Origin of the sequence: Rhodopseudomonas rhenobacensis, assembly GCF_014203125.1 — a bacterium.
Classification (GTDB): domain Bacteria; phylum Pseudomonadota; class Alphaproteobacteria; order Rhizobiales; family Xanthobacteraceae; genus Rhodopseudomonas_A; species Rhodopseudomonas_A rhenobacensis.
In genome coordinates this window covers 1-16,364 of the sequence record NZ_JACHIH010000040.1, presented here as the reverse complement: position 1 = coordinate 16,364, position 16,364 = coordinate 1, and the positions used below count along the sequence as shown (strand labels likewise).

Annotated in this window: 10 protein-coding genes and 1 pseudogene; 2 read left to right on the top strand and 9 right to left on the bottom strand. The window is 62.2% G+C overall.

Features of this window, described 5'->3' with window-relative positions:
• The 3 genes from HNR60_RS21570 to HNR60_RS21560 form a co-directional block, all read right to left on the bottom strand.
• The gene (locus HNR60_RS21570; RefSeq protein ID WP_184261987.1) at positions 1-1,629 is read right to left on the bottom strand and encodes a (2,3-dihydroxybenzoyl)adenylate synthase; all 1,629 of its coding nucleotides are present in this window, start codon (positions 1,627-1,629) and stop codon (positions 1-3) included.
• Positions 1,630-1,637: 8 nt separating this feature from the next.
• Entirely contained in the window at positions 1,638-2,846 is a 1,209-nt protein-coding gene (locus HNR60_RS21565) for an isochorismate synthase (protein WP_210313722.1), read from the bottom strand.
• 150 nt (positions 2,847-2,996) lie between these two features.
• Positions 2,997-3,644 carry a class I SAM-dependent methyltransferase gene (locus HNR60_RS21560; protein WP_210313721.1) on the bottom strand — a complete coding sequence of 216 codons (648 nt, stop codon included), beginning with the start codon at positions 3,642-3,644 and terminating at the stop codon, positions 2,997-2,999.
• Positions 3,645-3,948: 304 nt separating this feature from the next.
• Between HNR60_RS21560 and HNR60_RS21555 the strand changes: the two genes are divergently transcribed.
• On the top strand, positions 3,949-4,149 hold the full coding sequence (locus HNR60_RS21555; RefSeq protein ID WP_184261983.1) for a helix-turn-helix domain-containing protein: 201 nt from the start codon (positions 3,949-3,951) through the stop codon (positions 4,147-4,149).
• Between the two features lie 579 nt (positions 4,150-4,728).
• Entirely contained in the window at positions 4,729-6,246 is a 1,518-nt protein-coding gene (locus HNR60_RS21550; protein ID WP_184261981.1) for an efflux transporter outer membrane subunit, read from the top strand.
• Here the strand turns inward: HNR60_RS21550 and HNR60_RS21545 are convergent.
• The 6 genes and pseudogenes from HNR60_RS21545 to HNR60_RS21520 form a co-directional block, all read right to left on the bottom strand.
• Complete coding sequence (locus tag HNR60_RS21545) at positions 6,218-9,286, bottom strand: hybrid sensor histidine kinase/response regulator (RefSeq protein WP_184261979.1); 3,069 nt, start codon at positions 9,284-9,286, stop codon at positions 6,218-6,220. The genes HNR60_RS21550 and HNR60_RS21545 overlap by 29 nt on opposite strands.
• Positions 9,287-9,288: 2 nt before the next feature.
• Entirely contained in the window at positions 9,289-10,176 is an 888-nt protein-coding gene (locus HNR60_RS21540) for a response regulator (protein ID WP_246433053.1), read from the bottom strand.
• A 48-nt stretch (positions 10,177-10,224) separates the two neighbouring features.
• Complete coding sequence (locus tag HNR60_RS21535; protein WP_184261975.1) at positions 10,225-11,574, bottom strand: HlyD family type I secretion periplasmic adaptor subunit; 1,350 nt, start codon at positions 11,572-11,574, stop codon at positions 10,225-10,227.
• Complete coding sequence (locus HNR60_RS21530) at positions 11,571-13,808, bottom strand: ATP-binding cassette domain-containing protein (RefSeq protein ID WP_184261973.1); 2,238 nt, start codon at positions 13,806-13,808, stop codon at positions 11,571-11,573. The genes HNR60_RS21535 and HNR60_RS21530 overlap by 4 nt, the downstream gene beginning before the upstream one ends.
• Complete coding sequence (locus HNR60_RS21525; protein ID WP_184261965.1) at positions 13,805-15,493, bottom strand: ABC transporter transmembrane domain-containing protein; 1,689 nt, start codon at positions 15,491-15,493, stop codon at positions 13,805-13,807. Before HNR60_RS21525 ends, HNR60_RS21530 begins: the two co-directional genes overlap by 4 nt.
• Before the next feature lie 20 nt (positions 15,494-15,513).
• Positions 15,514-16,364: pseudogene (locus HNR60_RS21520) on the bottom strand (hypothetical protein); the annotation flags it as partial.

Genomic DNA, 16,364 nt, shown 5'->3' with positions numbered 1-16,364 from the left:
TCAGGCCTCCGACGGTACGGTCTTGAGAAATCGCTCGCGAAGCTGCTGCCGCAGCACCTTGCGGTTGACTTTGCCGACCGCCGTGGTCTGGAAGGCATCGACGAAGACAATCTGGTCAGGCACCTTGAACTCGGCGAGGCCACGGCCACGCACGAATGCCTTGAGTACCACCACCCCTGGCCTCTCCCCCTTCGGTATGATGAACGCGCAACTTCGTTCGCCGAGATAGGGATCGGGGATCGAAACCACCGCCGCATCGAAGACGCCGGGATGGGCCAAAAGATTATCCTCGATCTCTTCGGCGGAAACCTTCTCGCCGGCACGGTTGATATGATCTCCCGCTCGTCCCTGCACCACCAGATATCCTGCCCTGGTGCGCGAAACGATGTCACCGGTTCGATAGTAACCATCCTCCGTGAAGGAACGCGCGTTCGCGGCATCGTCGTTATGGTAGGCCCGGATGGTATAGGGGCCGCGTGTGAGCAACAGACCAGGCTCGCCGTCGGCAAGCGGATTGCCATAATCATCGACGATCAGCACCTCATCGTCGGGGCTAATCGGCCTGCCCTGCGTGTTGACGATGATGTCGTCGGGATCGTCGAGTCGCGTGTAGTTCACCAGTCCCTCGGCCATGCCAAAGACCTGCTGCAGAGTGCAGCCGAGCGCGGCTCGGACGCCGGAAGCCGGCTCGGGACTGAATTTTGCGCCCCCGACGAGCAGGACTTCGAGACTCGAGATGTCATACTTGGACGTCGAGGCTGCTTGCATCCATAGCAGCGCCAGCGGAGGAACGACGCCGGTCATCGTCACGCGCTCCTGTTCGATCAGAGCGAAGGCCGTCTCCGCACTAGGAGACGGACACATGACGATACGGCTTCCGGCATAGAGAGCACCGAAAACGCCCGGCGAACTCATCGGAAAATTATGGGCGACCGGCAGGGCCGCCATGAAGACGCTGTTTTTGCCGAGGCCGCAGATATCGGCGCTGGCACGGAAGCTGTAAATATAGTCGTCATGAGTGCGCGGGATCAGCTTCGGCAGGCCCGTGCTCCCGCCCGATATCTGCAGAAAGGCAACTCCGGCCGGCGAAGGAAGCGGTGGAAGCGCCCCCTCGCTGCGAGGTATATCGTCAAGCGCACGAAATTCTTCAGCTTCGCCAATTACCACGACATGGCCAAGGCCGACGGTCCGTGCTCTCACCTCACGGGCAAGCACGCGGTAGTCAAAGCCTCCATCCCGGGCCGCGACCACATAGGCGCTCGCCTGCGCTTTCTCCACGAAATGCGAGATCTCGGTGACGCGATGGGCAGGAAGCGCAAAGACCGGAATGAGATTGGCGCGAAAAAGCCCGAAAACGACGGACAGGAATTCCGGTATATTGGGCAATTGCACCACGACCCGTTGGCCGGGACAAAGCCCGAGCGCGAGGAAGCGGGCGGCGTTTTCATTGGCCCGCTCAAGCAGCCCGGCATAGGTCCAGCGCTGCTCGCCGCCAATGACGGCAATACGATCGGGGATCTCACGGGCACGCTGCGCGAGAAATCCGAACATGGTTTCTCCGCGCCAATAGCCTTTCTCGCGATAGCGCAGAGCATCCTTCTCCGGCCAAACTTGCTTCAGCTCCTGCATGGCGGGCCTCACTCGTCAAACCTGCCGCCATCAATGCCAAAGGCATCCAGCATGGCGCGGAATTTGGCGGAGGTTTCGATCACCTCGCCCTCCGGCGTAGATCCCGGCACGATGCCGGCACCCGCATACAGCCGCGCCTGATTGCCGTCGAGTTCGGCGCAACGGATGGACACATGCCAGCGCCCGTCGCCAGCCGAGTCGCACCAGCCGACGGCGCCGGCGTAGAACTCCCGATCATAGGATTCGAGTTTCACGATCTGGTCGTTTGCGAGATTGCGCGGTAGACCGCAGACGGCAGGCGTCGGATGCAGGAGGCTGGCGAAATGCGCCGATGACAGCGAAGCGTCCTTGAGCTGGCCGACGATACGCGTGCCGAGATGCCACATGCTTGCCGTTGCCCGCAAGCAGGGGCCTTCAGGTGTCCAGAGATCGATGCAATACGGTGCGAGGGTATCCAGAATAGACTCGATCACCATTGCATGCTCGCGGCGATCCTTGTCGGAGGCGAGAAGTCGGACGCCAGCCTGGCGGTCCTTCTCCGTGTCACGATCGCGACGGGCCGAGCCCGCGAGTGGATGAGAAACGATATGCCCGCCCCGCTTCTCGAGAAGAAGTTCCGGCGTTGCGCCGATAAGGCTGCGGAGCCGATGCGAACGTGGCGGCAGAGGGGTCGCAAAGACCGTGACGCTTTCGTCCGCGGAAAGCTTGCGCATCAGGTCGGCCGCGGAGAAATCGCGGTTCGCCGTCACTTTCAGGCTGCGTGACAGGACGACCTTGCGCAAGGTGGCGCCCGGCGCGTTCAACTGGTCGAGAGCGACAGCAACGGCCTTGGCGAACTCGGCGGCAGCGGGGGCCGGATCGACCGACAGAATCCTGGAGGCGACCGCGTGGGATGATGCGCCGCCGCCGAGGCCGGGGATGGCGCCGATGTCATGCTTCCCCTGGACGCGAAGAACGCGTTCGGGCTGAATAAGATACGATGGCTGTGATGGATCGAATGGCAGAGCGCCAACGAGTACATCCGGCCCCTCCGTTTGCTTTTCAAAGAAGTCGGTGGTGAGTTCCGCGAGGTTGGCAAGCGCACCATCGCCCAGGGCTGCAATCTGCCCGAGCGCGAGCATGGTCTCACCGGCCGTCTTGAAGACAAAGGGAATTGGACGGGCGAGCGCGGGCTCCGCCTGCACCTCTTCGTCTATCCAGATAAGGGAGGTTGCCATGCTGCGCTCCGGTGTTCGTTGTGGATGGAATTTTTATTTCCCCTTCGATATCGCGCCGGCGATCGTCAATCGATCCGGAAGGGTCCCGGTTTGTTCATCACGATTATTCCAGCCTCGGGACCTAAGCGGCGGCTTGAGAACAACAGCCGCTCAAGATCGGCGGCGAACCAGGGTCATCCCGTCGCCAAGCGGCAACATGGACATGTCTACCCGCTCGTCATCACGGATCTTCGCATTGAGGCGGCGCAGAGCCACGGTCTCTGAGCTGTGGTCTTGAGGATCGGCGACCGATCGCCCCCAGAACACGTTATCGAAGCAAATCAGTCCGGCCGGCCGAATGAATCGCAGGCTGTACTCGTAATAGGTGTCGTAATTTTCCTTATCGGCGTCGATGTAGACAAAATCGAAAGCGCCCTCGCCTTCATCGCCAAGGAGGCGCTCAAGGGATGCGATGGCATCGCCGAGCTTAAGTGCGACGAGGTCTGCCACCCCCGCCTCCCGCCAGTGACGGCGCGCGATCGCCGTCCATTCCTCGCTGGCATCCAGCGTGATGAGCCGACCGTCCGGCGGCAACGCGAGCGCCATGGTAAGCGCGCTGTATCCGGTGTAGGTTCCGATCTCAAGCACCCGCTTCGCACCGATTGTCTTCATCAAGAAAGCGAGCAACTGGCCGGCAGGGGGCGATGTCACCATATTGGCTTCGGGCAGCGCCAGGGTTTCTTCTCGCAACTTCCGCTGGACTTCGGTCTGACGCGTGCCGAACTCGACCGCGTAGTGTCGTATCTGGATGTCCGTCACGTGCTTCATCGGAGACATATTTCTCATTGAGCAGGTTGATCGCAGTGACAGTCGTGTCCAGCGCGCGGCAAGAAGCGTCACCCAGCCCGTTACTGGCACAGTATCAGCGTGCGACCCAGGGGCAGGCTTTCGCTCGCCGGACTCTCGCTTTCGATCGAGATTAGGAGACCTACAAACTGCTTGCCATGTGCCTCCAGCCATCAACGTCGGCGATTGGGTGAGATGCCAAAACGTTTGCGAAAAATGGTCGCAAAGTGAGCGGGGCCATAAGAACGATCGTTCCTGTTCGGGCTCCCATCATGCCATGGATCTCAAGGAGGTCATGGCGATGAACCTGCGTCGGAGACGCCACGATCAGAAAATGACGCAAGAGGAACTGGCCGAACGCGCTGGCTTGAGCGCACGATATCTCGGATCGATCGAGCGCGGCGATGTGGCCGCGAGCGTCACGGTGCTCGGGCAGATCGCCGATGCGCGTAATCACGCAAATATTGCAAGAATCTGACGGGCAAGAGTGATCGCGAGCCACGATCAACGTATTCGACAATTCCGTCTTAGCCACGCAGAGTGCGACTGTGGTCTCGCACCGGAGGCGCGGCATCAATGCGATTGCGAAACGCCCCACTCGTTCCAGCGGGGCGTTCCGGTGTTTGGCAGGCTCAGTCGCCATTGGGCTTGTGACTGCGGGACCAGATCAGCGTGAAGGAGTCTTTTTGCTGCGGCATTTCCCTTGCCATGCCCCCCGCGTGGAGACCGCCACCGTTCCAATCAGGCGACCCCTTTGGTCCTTGCTGCTGATTCGTGTCCGGCGGTCGAAATTGCGACCGTCGCCTGATCCGTACTAATCCGATTACACTGGGAGCCGTTCATGCGGCGAAGACGGCGACAAATGCCATCCAGTCGAACTCGTAAGACTACGGATGCCGCAAATTGTGGCGCGAAGATTCCCGCGAATATATCTGCATTACATAGCGTTTTGCGCAAAGCACTTCCTATCGGCTGCAGCCGAGCCGCGCGTTCAAAACGCAATCTTAACTATAAGCCAGCATCTCTTAGGGAGAGTAACAATCTCTCAAGGTATCACATGTCGCGCCTCAACATCAGGAGCTTTCGCCATTTGTCGCTGCTGATCGCCTGCTCACTCGCGGCCTGCAAGACCAGCGACGGACGTCATCCTCCGGAGTTCCGACTGCCTGATCGCTTCACCACCGGGTCGATCAATCCCGTGCCGAACCCGTACCAGACGTGGTGGCGGCGGGTCGGAAACGACGAACTGAGACAACTGATCGAGCGCGGCCTCGCCAACAACCTTGATATCGCAAGAGCCGTCGACCGGATCAACGTGGCAGGTCAACGCGTGACGATCGCCGGCGCTGACGCTTTCCCTCAGGTCGGCGTCGGAGCGACAACGCAATCGTTCGGTACCATACCTGCCGGCGTGACCGGGACCACATCAACTCATTCCGCCGGCCTCAACGTCTCCTGGCTCCTCGACTTCAACGGCAAGATCGCCAAGCAGAAGTCGGCTTCGGAAGCCGAGCTGCGGGCCGCGGGTTACGACTTCGCCAATGTCCGGTTGGCCTATCTGGCTGATCTGATCGCAACCTATATCGACATGAACTACTTCGCGCGGACGATCGCGGTAACCGAGGGATCGATCAAGAACGCCGAGGACACCGTAACGCTGGTTCGCAACATGAAGGAATTGGGGACGTCCAGCGAACTCGACATCGCCCAGGCCCAAGCCGATCTCGCGACGTTGCGTGCCTCGCTGCCCGCACTGCAGCGCGACAGGACCATCGCGGCCAATCATATCGCGACGTTGATCGGCGTCGCTGCGGGCAGCCTGACGCTACAGGGAAGCCGGAGTCTTGAGCCGCTTCTCTCCCCCAATGTTGGAGCGGGAATTCCCGCGGATCTCATCCGCAACCGGCCCGATATCCGCGTCAAAGAACAACTGCTCTACGCGGCCGCAGAGCGCATCGGTGTGGCGCGGGCGGATCTGCTGCCCAGCGTGACGTTGAACGGGACGATCAATGCGGCGCTGTCGCCGACGATCTACGGGATGCTCGGTGGCGGCACCTGGGCGTTCGCCTCTTCCATCCTCGCCCCGGTGTTCGACGGCGAGCGGCGTCAGGCGACGATCCGGCTCGCCCAAGCCGACTGCCACCTGCGCTATCTGGACTGGAGGCAGAACGTGCTGGTGGCGGTCGAGGAAGTCGAGAACCTGCTCACCTCGATCAAGCGCGGCCAGCGTGAACTCGCGTCATTGCGCGACAGCGTCGCCGCCAACGAAAAGAGCCTCAGCCTGACCCGCGCCGCAATGACCGGCGGCACTGGAATCCTACTCGGCGTGATCGACGCCCAGCGCTCGCTCAATCGGTCCCGCCTGGCACTGGCGCAAAGCCAGCGCCAGCTCGCCCGGTTTCAGATATCGCTGCAAATTGCGATCGGAGCAGGCGCCGACGCTCCGGTATCGGCTCCGGTGCCGGTTGTCGCTGCGACGACGCCCGCTGCTCCCGCCGCGAACGTCGCGCAGCGCGCGGGCGCTCCGGCTCCGCAACCGACGGCCGTCAAGAAGCCGCCACGGCCGGCTGCTTGAGCAACCCCTGCGCTTCGAGTGCGTCCAGCTGTCGGAGCGTGTGCCCGAAAATCTCCTCCATCTTCTGCAGGAGCTTTCGCAACTCGGCGGGGGAACAGCCTTCACGGGTTCTGAGCCGCGTCTCCATCAAGCCCGCGAGCGCTGCCATGCCGGAGGCTCCCAATATCTTGCTGGAGCTCTTGATGGTGTGGGCTGGCAGCACGGCCTCGTCGAGCTCATCCTTGTCGATTTGCTCGCGCAGCACGTTCAGATAGTTTCGGGTGTCCGCGCGGTAGAGCGATAGCAGGGTATCCAAGTTTCGAACCAGATCGCGGGTCTGCTTCAACACCGCCAGGTCCATCAGCGGCACCTTGCCTGCGGGGATTTCGGGCGCCGGCGGATTCGGCTTGGCCGTTGCCGCAGCAGCGACGTTCGGCGCGGGAGCAACCGGCTGCGCCGCGACGACGGGCGGCCGCGGAACCAGCGGCGCCGCAACCACCGGCGCCGGAGCCGCCGGCGCGTCGTGTTGCGCCAGATCGAGCACCGCAGGTCGCGGCACCGCGGCGGTCGCGCGGCTCGCCGCCGTCGCCCGCTCCGAACCGAGAGCCGACGGCGCCTTGAGCAGCCTGGACTTGACGAGATGATCCAACGCATCGGCGATAATTCGGATCGAGATCGGCTTGAACACGACATCATCCATGCCGGCCTCGATGCAGGCCTCACGGTCGCCTTTGAGCGCGTTCGCCGTCACGGCCACGATCGGGCAATTCTTGATCTTGCCCGCCGCCATCAGCTCGCGCATTTTGCCGGTGACAACGAACCCATTCATGACCGGCATTTGGCAATCGATCAGCATGAGATCGAACGACCCCGCCTCAGCCATCCGGATCGAGCTTGCCCCTTCCGTCGTCGCCTCGACCGCGAAGCCGAACTCTTTCATGATCTCTTCGAGGATGATCAGATTGATCTGGTTGTCATCGACCAGAAGAACGGAAGAGCCGGAAAATTTCGGCAGCTCCATCACCTCGGCGGACGCCCCGCGCAAGACGCCGCCCGACGGCAGCGGCGGTGCCGCCGCCTCCGCACCGATCGACCGCAGTTCGTCAATCAGATCGACGGCGATGAACGGCTTCACCAGGAAGCCACCGAACTTTTCGTAGTGCGGACTGAATTGCGACTCGCCCAGGATCAACGCCGGAAGGCCCGGACCGATCTCCGCTTGCAGGGCCTGCCACTGGTCGCTTGCGCGCTGAATATTCCGGTCCTCGTCGAAGATCAGCGCACGCATCGGCGCAGCCTTCATCGCGGCCAGGATGCGCGGCAAGAAATCCGGACCGTATTCGAATTTCCGGCAATGGACTCCAGCATCCGAAAGCGCATGGACGATGGCCTTGAACTGCGCCTCCGATCCCGTCACCACGCCGATGCACTGGCCCCGCGCATCGTCCTCGCTGTCGGCTCGCTCCTCGATGACCGGAATCCAGAACGAGAATGTCGAGCCGACGCCCTTCTCACTCGTGACCCCGATCTCGCCCCCCATCGCGTTGCAGAGCTTCTTGCAAATCGCCAGCCCGAGCCCGGTCCCTTCGCGATGCCTCTGTCCGTCGTCCTCCGCCTGAACGAACCGACCGAACAACTTTCCCTGCTGTTCCTCGGTCAGTCCGATGCCGGTGTCCACGACCGAGATGTGAAGCCGTCCCGACTTCTCGTCCTGGTGTTGGTGCGACACGATGACGGCGACGCCACCCTTCGACGTGAATTTGAGGGCGTTGCCGATCAGGTTGCCCAGGATCTGCCTTAACCGCATCGGATCGAGCTGCACATGGCGCGGCACATCCGGCGCCATATCCAGAACCAGCTCCAGGTCTTTCTCACGTGCCTGGGCGAAATAGAAGCTGGCCGCCTCCTTGAGCTGCAACTGCAATTCGACCTTGCAGGGCTTGATCGCCAATTGCCCGCTGTCGAGCTTTGCCATGTCCAAGACGTCGTTCAGGATCGTCATCAGCAACGACCCGGATGTCACGATCAACTGGGCGTAATTGCGCTGAACCGGTGTCAGATCGGTGCGCATCAGCACGTCGGCCATTCCGAGAACGCCGTTCAAGGGCGTCCGGATCTCATGGCTCATGTTGGCGAGAAATTCGCTCTTCGCCTCATTGGCGGCCTCGGCACGCCTGACCGCGTGTTTCAGAATCCTGTTCTGCGCTCGCGCGGACCGCGCAAACATCGTAAACAGAGTGCTGGAAATCACGAAGATCCCGATCAAGCCCAACGCGAAGATGATGAGGCTTCGCGTCGCCGGAAATTGTTCGGCGAACTCGATTTCGAGCTCGACATCGCTGCTGAGCGTCACCGTTCGGCTCGACGTATGAGGCTCAACGATCAGTCCCGCCTTTTGTACGACGGCATCGGCCGACAGCTCCGATACCTTGCCGTCGATATAGACCCGAATTGCGGTGACGCGGGTGCTGGTTGCAAAGTTCGAGGCGGCCTGTGAGACGGCCGTTTTCAAATCCAGAATCACGTAGGCGATGAAGTCCTGGTCCGGCCCAGTATCGTCGGGAACGCCCTGAACGAAGACGACGAGATCCTTTGATATCGCTGCGAATGTGCGCGGATAAGCGGACGTCACGACGCCGCGGGTCAGCGCTAAATTGCGCTTGAGCTCGAGGTTGAGCGAGGCCATCTCTTGTCTGTCGATCGAAAGCGCGGTCCGATCCGTCAGGAAATATTTCTGGCTGAAATCGCCGCCGAGGCGGACGTAGCCAATTTCCCTTATGTTCGCCGATTTCTTGGCGGCCCTGCTCAATTTGCCATCGATCAGCGCCTCCTCGCCGCTCGCCACCAGGCCGATGAGGTCCTTGATGCGGACGAGCGCCACATCGCCCTCCGCGGAAGCGAGGCGTGCGATGCCATCGGATTCCAGCTTGAAGTTCTGGTGATTGAGTTCGATCGAACTTGCGGCGTAGAAATAGATCAGGCCGCTCGTCAACGCGAAAATCGCGCCGATGATCCATGCCAGCGGGACGCGGATGGTCTTGTCTTTGTGAACGATCAACATCATTACCACCCGACCGTTCGCGTCGTTTGAATGACGCCGACAACCTCGTTTCCCGCCTCATTGTAGGCGAGCTTGCTGAATGCATAGCTGTTGGCGCGCGAGATGCCGCGCCCATTGAGCGCGCCGGCGCGCGACGGATCGGCAGCGAGGAACGGACGCCAGTCGAAGCCGGCCCCGGTGTCCTTGACCGAGAGCACCAGATGCCCCTCGCGGCGAACCATCGTCGCCTCCACCTCGCCCTTGTAGGCCGCATCGGCACTGCGACTGGAGAGTTGCTCCTGCCAGCGGCCGGCCGCGAGCAAGGCGGCCTTCTGTTCGAGGCCGAAGCCCAGAACGCCGTGCTCGACGGCATTCTGAACCAGCTCGTAAATGCCCTGGATGATCGTCTCGGGTTCGGCGTGCAGGCTGGCGAGCAGGCTGCAGACGCCTTCGACCTCGTCCGGCCGCTTGAGCAACGTGCGCAACACCGTCACGTTGACAAACGCAGACTGATGGACCGAGAGCTTGGAGGCCACGTTGCGCTGACGGTCGACTTCCTTGCGCGCGGAGTCCACCACCGAACGCACGAGGTCGACCGAGGGCGGCTTGGTCAGATAGTAGAATGCTCCGGCGTCGAGACCGGCGGCGATGTCTTCCGCGACGTTCGAGCCGGTGAGCAGGATCACCGGGATGCCGCGGGTCGACGGCTCGCGCTTCAATCGCCGGGTCAGCGCAAAGCCGTCCATCACCGGCATCATGCGGTCGGTGATAACGACATCGGCGCGGCCGGGATTTTCGCGGAGCATGGCGAAGGCTTCAGCGCCATCGCCTGACGTCTCGGTGAGAAAGCCCAGGGACGACAGCATCTTTTCGAGGATCGCCAGCGAGAATCGGTCGTCATCGACGATCATCACGCGGGTTTGCGTCGGGGCAGCTTGAACGGCAGTTCGTGGCATTGATCACCGTTCGTTGAAGGCTGAGCCCAACGTCCTCTGTAAGGGGGTGAGGATATATTCCATCACCGTCTTGCGCCCGGTGATGATCTCGCAGGTCACTTCCATGCCCGGCTGGATCACAGCTCCAGGAACTTTGGGCATCCTTGTATCAAGCGGCTTGATCTTGACGCGATAATAATACTGGCCGCCGATCTGGAAGGACGACGGCGAGATGGATTCGACGACGCCTTCGAGGCTTCCAAAGCGTGTGAAGTTGTAGGCCCCCACGCGGATCTGCGCGGATTGTCCCACGCGGAGATAACCGATCTCTGACGAGCGGACGCTGGTTTCGGCGACCAGCGGCGTATTGAGAGGGACCAGCGTCGCCAGCGCCTGGCCGGACCCGACCACCTGACCGACGGAATTGACCTCGATCGATTTCACCAGCGCGGCGACGGGCGCGGTGATGGTGAGGCGTTGCTTGCGTTGGTTCTTCTTCGCGATGTTGGCATCGACGACATTGAGACTGGCCTCGAGATCGCGAACCTTCTGGGCCCGATTCGAGCGCAACTCCGCTCCGTAGCTCACCAGTTGCTTTTCGACCTCGCCCAGGCGTTCGATCGCTCCCTGCTCGCGCGACGCCGCAGCGTCCGCCGCTGACCGCGCGCGGACCACCGCCTGACGGCGCTCCTCGGCTTGCAGCCCCGTCGCCACGCCGATCCGCATCAGATCCGCGAAGCGCTTCGACACGCGCTCGGCGTTCTCGACCTCGTCGAGCGCTCCCTTCAACTGGATGGCAGTGGCCTCGCGATTGTATCTGGCCTGCGCGATCTGGCTCGAAAGGCGGGAATACTCGTTCTTCTCAAGGGTCTTGGCGGCAGCGAAGGCATTGGTGTTGGCGATTTCCTCGACCGCATAGCGGCCGTTTGAACTCGTGAAAGCCGGCTCGCGTCCCTCGAACAGAGCCACTTGGGTCTCGATCTGCGCCAACAGATCGACCCTTTGCCGTTCCAGCGCGACGTCGTCCTCCGCCGTTCCGGCGTCGCGAAGCACGATGAGCGTATCCCCTTTCTGAACCGTCGCCCCCTCGCGAACCGCGATGCGCTCGACCAAGCCGCCCTCGAGATGCTGAACCACCTGTTCCGATCCGACCGGCGTGAAGCTTCCGACGGCTTGCGTGACTTCGTTCAGTTCGGCGAAGCTGGCCCAGATGATCGCAGCCGCAGTCCCTGCCGATGCAATCAGGCCGAAGCTTCGGGCAAATCGAAACGTAGCGCTCTCCCTGCCCATCGGCGGCAGGGTGATTGCATCCATCAGACGCTTGTCGCGTTCGAAGGCGAGCCTGAAACTCTGAATGCCTGCCGCGAATTTCATGCGCGCTTCTCGCTTTTCGCTCGACTGACCGCCACGATCCGGGGAACGCCGCCATAGGAAAGTTCAACCATCCGGTCCGCCTGGCTCAGGAAGTCCGCCCGGTGCGACACGAAGACGATCGTCCGCTCGCCGCGGAAGTCGGAGATGATACGCCGCAACAGCTCGCCGAGTGAGCCCTCCATCAGGCTGTTGGGAAGCTCGTCGATCAGAATGAGCTTGCTGTTGGTGAGGAACGCCCGCGCGAACGCGACGCGCAGACGAAATTCGTCATTGAAGCCGCGAGCCTCGTCGGCCGCGATGTGATAGTCCAATCCGTTCGGCAGTTGCCTGACATCTTCATCGAGGCCTACGACCTTCAGTATCTCCTGCAGGCTCGCGTCGGAAGCCAGCGGATTGGCCAGCAACAGGTTCTCGCGAAGCGTGCCAGGGAGCAGCGCCGGCTGCTGCGGCACATAGGACACGCGCCTGCGCAGCTCCTCGACCGAGAACTGCCTGATATCGACCCCATCGAGCCGGATCACCCCGAGGCCGATCTCCATCATCCCGAGAATCATCTTGAGGATGATCGATTTGCCGGTTCCTGCCGGCCCATACAAGGCGATGACCTCGCCCGGTCGCACATCGAGATCGAGGGCGACGAACACCGGCCTGGTATCCGCCGAGCGAAATCCGACGTTGACGAGACTGAGCGCGCCCGCAAGATCCTCCATCCGCTCGCGGCCCTTCAGCCTCTCGAGTTCGGTCGGCATTTCCTTGAGCTCGTTGACCTGAGCCACGCTCTTGCGGATCTGCTCGATGCGCAGGATCGAGAGACAGAACGTGTGGAAGGGCAGCAGACACCGCAGGCCGAGGATCGTCATCGCCAGAACCTCGACCCCACCGGTAATGCTCGACTGAACGGCGAGCCCTCGCATCACCATCAGAATGATGATCGACCCGGAAAAGACGCTCGATGAGACGGCTTCGATGGCTGCGCCGAGCTTCTGCAATTGGGCCTGCGCGGCCTGATCGCGCACCAAGCTGGCGCTGAGCCGCGTCGCCCAGACATGCTGGAGCCCGACGTCGCTAATCGTCTGCAATCGGTCGAAGGTTTCGATGGCGATGCGCTGCGCTTCGGTTGCCGCGTCCGCCACCACCGAGATGTAGATCCTCGCCGCGCGCAGGCCGATCAAGAACACCAGTGCGAACATCAACATCGCGCCAACCAGGACCAGCGCGCTGCGCCAGTCGATCAAGGCGACGATCACCGCGTAGAACGGCGCCAGCACGATATCCATCGCCGCCGGACAGGCGGGACTGACGAGAAAATCCCGAATCCCCTCGAATGAGCGCATGCGCGCCGCCTGCGCCGCTGGCGACGCCCGCTCCGACAGAGACGGCGGAAGCCTCAGGATGTGTTCGAATGAGGCGGCGTTGACGATGAACTCCAGCCGGTTGGCGACCCACGACAAGATGTTCGACCGCAGGTCGGAGAGCTTGGCGTCGGCGACGACGATCAGGATCAGACCGACCGCGAGCAGCGGCAAGGTGCCGAGCGCGGCCCGCGTGATCACCTCCGAGAAAATCGTCGATATGGCCGCGGCGGAGAGCACGCCGAGCACGGCGAGCAGAAAGCTGATGCCGGCAAGCGTCAGCCACAGCCGATGAAAACGGCTGGATAGCGCGGCGATCCACCGCAGCCCGGTGTGACCGCGCCGCGTTGCCGACAACGGATCGATCACGCTGCGATATTCGAAGGTCGCGACCCGCGCGTAGGACGAGAGCCGTTTCAGATCATAGGGCACCGGCTCCGCATTCGCGTTGAGTTGAAAACGCTGTCCGGTCCGAACGTCGGTCACGACCACGTACTTGCCGCCACGGTCGTTGACGAGCACGGCCAGACCGCCGTTTTCGATGGCATCCCGCGACGCCAGCCGATCCACCACGAAAAATCCGAGATTTGCCATCCCGATGGTGACGACCGTTTGGGCCTCCGACGGCAAATTGCGCGGCAATGCCCCGAGGACGTTCTTGAGCGGAAACTCCTGGCCGCTGAATATGACCAGCGAAGCAAAGATTTCGGCCGTCTGGATGTCGACGCCGTTGCGCGCAATGATCGCCGCGGCGGCAACGCTGACTGCGCACTTCTCGCGGATGCTTGAGGGGGCCGCCGTCGCTGGCTCGACGACACCGTTCTTCGGGTCATCCGACGCCGCAAACGTTTCCAGGCGCTTCAGCAAATCCCGCGCTGTCATAGCTTCAGTCCGCGGTAGGTCGTGAGCTCTTCGGCGGCCTGTGACCGATCCAACTGCAGACCGTCCGGCCGCAGCACGTAGTGACGCGAGGCGCCGCTGGTGAGATTGCGATCTTCGGACACGATGACCACTGTGGCCCTGCCCCGCACCTGCGCTAGGAATCGATGGAGATTTGCGTAAGCAAGCTGGTCGAGCCCGCGGTCGGCATTGTCGAGCAGAATGACCCGCGGGCGATGAGCCAGAGCTCGGACGATGGCGATCTGCTGGCAGAGCGAAGCCGAGATGGATTCGACGACGTCGCCGGAGACCGCGGTCTCGACCCCTTGAGGCAGTTGATTGATCTGGGCTTCGACGCCCAGCATCGCAGCGACGGCAAGCGCCTGATCGATCGTGACCTCGCCGAAGCGCGTGATGTTGTCCCGGATCGTGCCCTTGAACATGATCGCGGTCGACGTCACCAATGCGACACCCGCATTGAGAGCGCGGCAGGAGATTTGTTCAGGCGGTATTCCCTCCAGCGCCACATCACCCGAGACGGGTTTCTCGACGCCGGCGAGGATGCGCATCAGGTGGGTCAACGCCGCTTCCGAAGAGCCAGCAATGACGACGAAATCGCCTTTCCGCAATTGCAGGTCCAGACCCGTGTAGCGCTCGGTCGACAGCCGGCTCTCGATCTGGAACGACAGTCCCACCGCGTCCAGTTTGCCGTCGCGAGACAGCTCCGGCCCCTCGCCGACAGATCGTCCCGCCTCCCTGCCCAGCAGTTCGGCGACGACGGCGCGGCTCTCGCATAGATCCTTGGCTTGAATGTACAAGAAGACTGCCCGCTGCAGGGGCGCCATCAGGCGGCCCGACAGCAAAATCACCGCCGCAACCGCGCCGATCGACATCGAGCCGGCAGCGACGCCATAGGCGCCGCAAAGCAGGGCGACGATGGTGAGCCATTGATTGGAGACCGCCACCTCGTTCATCAGGCGTCCCATGGCGATCGCCATTCTGTAGTTGCATCGCGCGAGGTCGGCCTGGAACACCTCGTATTGGCGCGCCACCCGTCCCTCGACGCCGAGCGCCTTGATGGAGTGGATCGCACCCAGCACGCTGAGAAGAAAATTGTAACGGCGCTCGGTCTTTCGCGAAACGATCCGCGCCAGCCGGTTCATCTTCCATCCGTCTGCCATGGTCATGGCAAGTCCGATGACGACGCTCACCGTGACCGCCACCCCGGAGAGCGGCGATATAAAGAAGATGAGCCCAAGGACCACGGGAACGAACGAAAGTTCAGCAAGCGCGATGACGGTCTTGCCGCCGAGATCCTCGGCGACCTGGCCGACCCGACCGAAATAGACGATCGCCTGCGCCGCCCCGGCCTTGGCTGATCCGGCGGCTCCGCCGCGGACGAGCTGTTCGAACACCGGCGTGATAAGCGTCTGATTATACTTGAGCGTCTCTTCGATAGATAGGATATTGCGGGCAAATCGTAGCGAGGCCTCGAGCAACGTGACCGCGAGCGCCACGAACACGATCACCGGCAGGGTGGTCGTGTTCGGCGCCGGCAAGATCCGGTTGAAGATGATCTGCGCCGTCAACGGCACGCATAGTCCGAGGACGTTCAGCGCCAACGTCGTTGCGATGAGCGTCGAATAAATTCCGATGCCTCTCCTTTCCTTGGCGTGGGCGCTGATCATGTCACTCGGGCTTCATCCAATCAGAAGTGAAAACCGAAACTGCTCACCGTCTTCGCGGTCAGTGCAGCGAGCAGCGACGTCGATCCTGTCGGCGTCGGAGCGGTGGGCATCGAGATGACCGGCGCCACCGACACGCTTGGCGTCGACGTGGTTGGGCTGTGGCTGCTCGTCAGCAGGCTGGTACTGGCCGCAATCACCGAGCTGCTTCCCAGCACGGAATGCGTGTCCGTCGTTGCAATCGCCGACGGCGTCGAGATCGACGGCGCCACGAGGGACAACCCCGAAATGGAGAAATTGCCTCCGTTCAGGGTCGAGAGCGTGCTCGACAGCGACGACGACAAGACGCTTGTCGTGCTCGCCACGTGACTGTCGATCGCACTCATGGTCTCGATCGCTCCGGAGACGACCTTCGCAAGCACGTCAGTCGTTGCGGTCGTCGCGGAGGACGTTGCCGCGACCGGTGACATCGGCGCGATGCTGGTTAGGACCGACGAGGCGATCGTCGATGTGGCTGCAGGCGTCACCGCACCGATGCCGGCCGACGACGGTGTGGCCGACGTCAGTCCGCTTGCGATATCGACGATGCTTGCAATCGGTGCGGCAGCAGCGGCGAGCAGCGGGGCTGCGACTGGGACGCTGGTGGCGGCCATGGTCGCAGAAGAATCCAAGTCGGCCGCGGAGATCGCCGCGGCTGAAGAGGGAGTGAAGCCAGAAGACAGGACATCGAGATTGGCAAGAAGGCCGACATCGATGTCGATATCGCGGCCGAGCAGCGTCTCCACCGGATCGAGCGGCACCGCAACGGCAGCGCCGAGCGTGTTCAGCAGCGGCACGTTGGTCGCACCGAGCGCAACGTTGAGATCGGTGTCCG

Excerpts from the sequence above, each read along its gene's own strand:
- HNR60_RS21570 (WP_184261987.1), bottom strand. The coding sequence starts at position 1,629 with ATGCAGGAGCTGAAGCAAGTTTGGCCGGAGAAGGATGCTCTGCGCTAT.
- HNR60_RS21565 (WP_210313722.1), bottom strand. The coding sequence starts at position 2,846 with ATGGCAACCTCCCTTATCTGGATAGACGAAGAGGTGCAGGCGGAGCCC.
- HNR60_RS21555 (WP_184261983.1), top strand. The coding sequence starts at position 3,949 with ATGGATCTCAAGGAGGTCATGGCGATGAACCTGCGTCGGAGACGCCAC.
- HNR60_RS21550 (WP_184261981.1), top strand. The coding sequence starts at position 4,729 with ATGTCGCGCCTCAACATCAGGAGCTTTCGCCATTTGTCGCTGCTGATC.
- HNR60_RS21545 (WP_184261979.1), bottom strand. The coding sequence starts at position 9,286 with ATGTTGATCGTTCACAAAGACAAGACCATCCGCGTCCCGCTGGCATGG.
- HNR60_RS21540 (WP_246433053.1), bottom strand. The coding sequence starts at position 10,176 with ATGATCGTCGATGACGACCGATTCTCGCTGGCGATCCTCGAAAAGATG.
- HNR60_RS21535 (WP_184261975.1), bottom strand. The coding sequence starts at position 11,574 with ATGAAATTCGCGGCAGGCATTCAGAGTTTCAGGCTCGCCTTCGAACGC.
- HNR60_RS21530 (WP_184261973.1), bottom strand. The coding sequence starts at position 13,808 with ATGACAGCGCGGGATTTGCTGAAGCGCCTGGAAACGTTTGCGGCGTCG.
- HNR60_RS21525 (WP_184261965.1), bottom strand. The coding sequence starts at position 15,493 with ATGATCAGCGCCCACGCCAAGGAAAGGAGAGGCATCGGAATTTATTCG.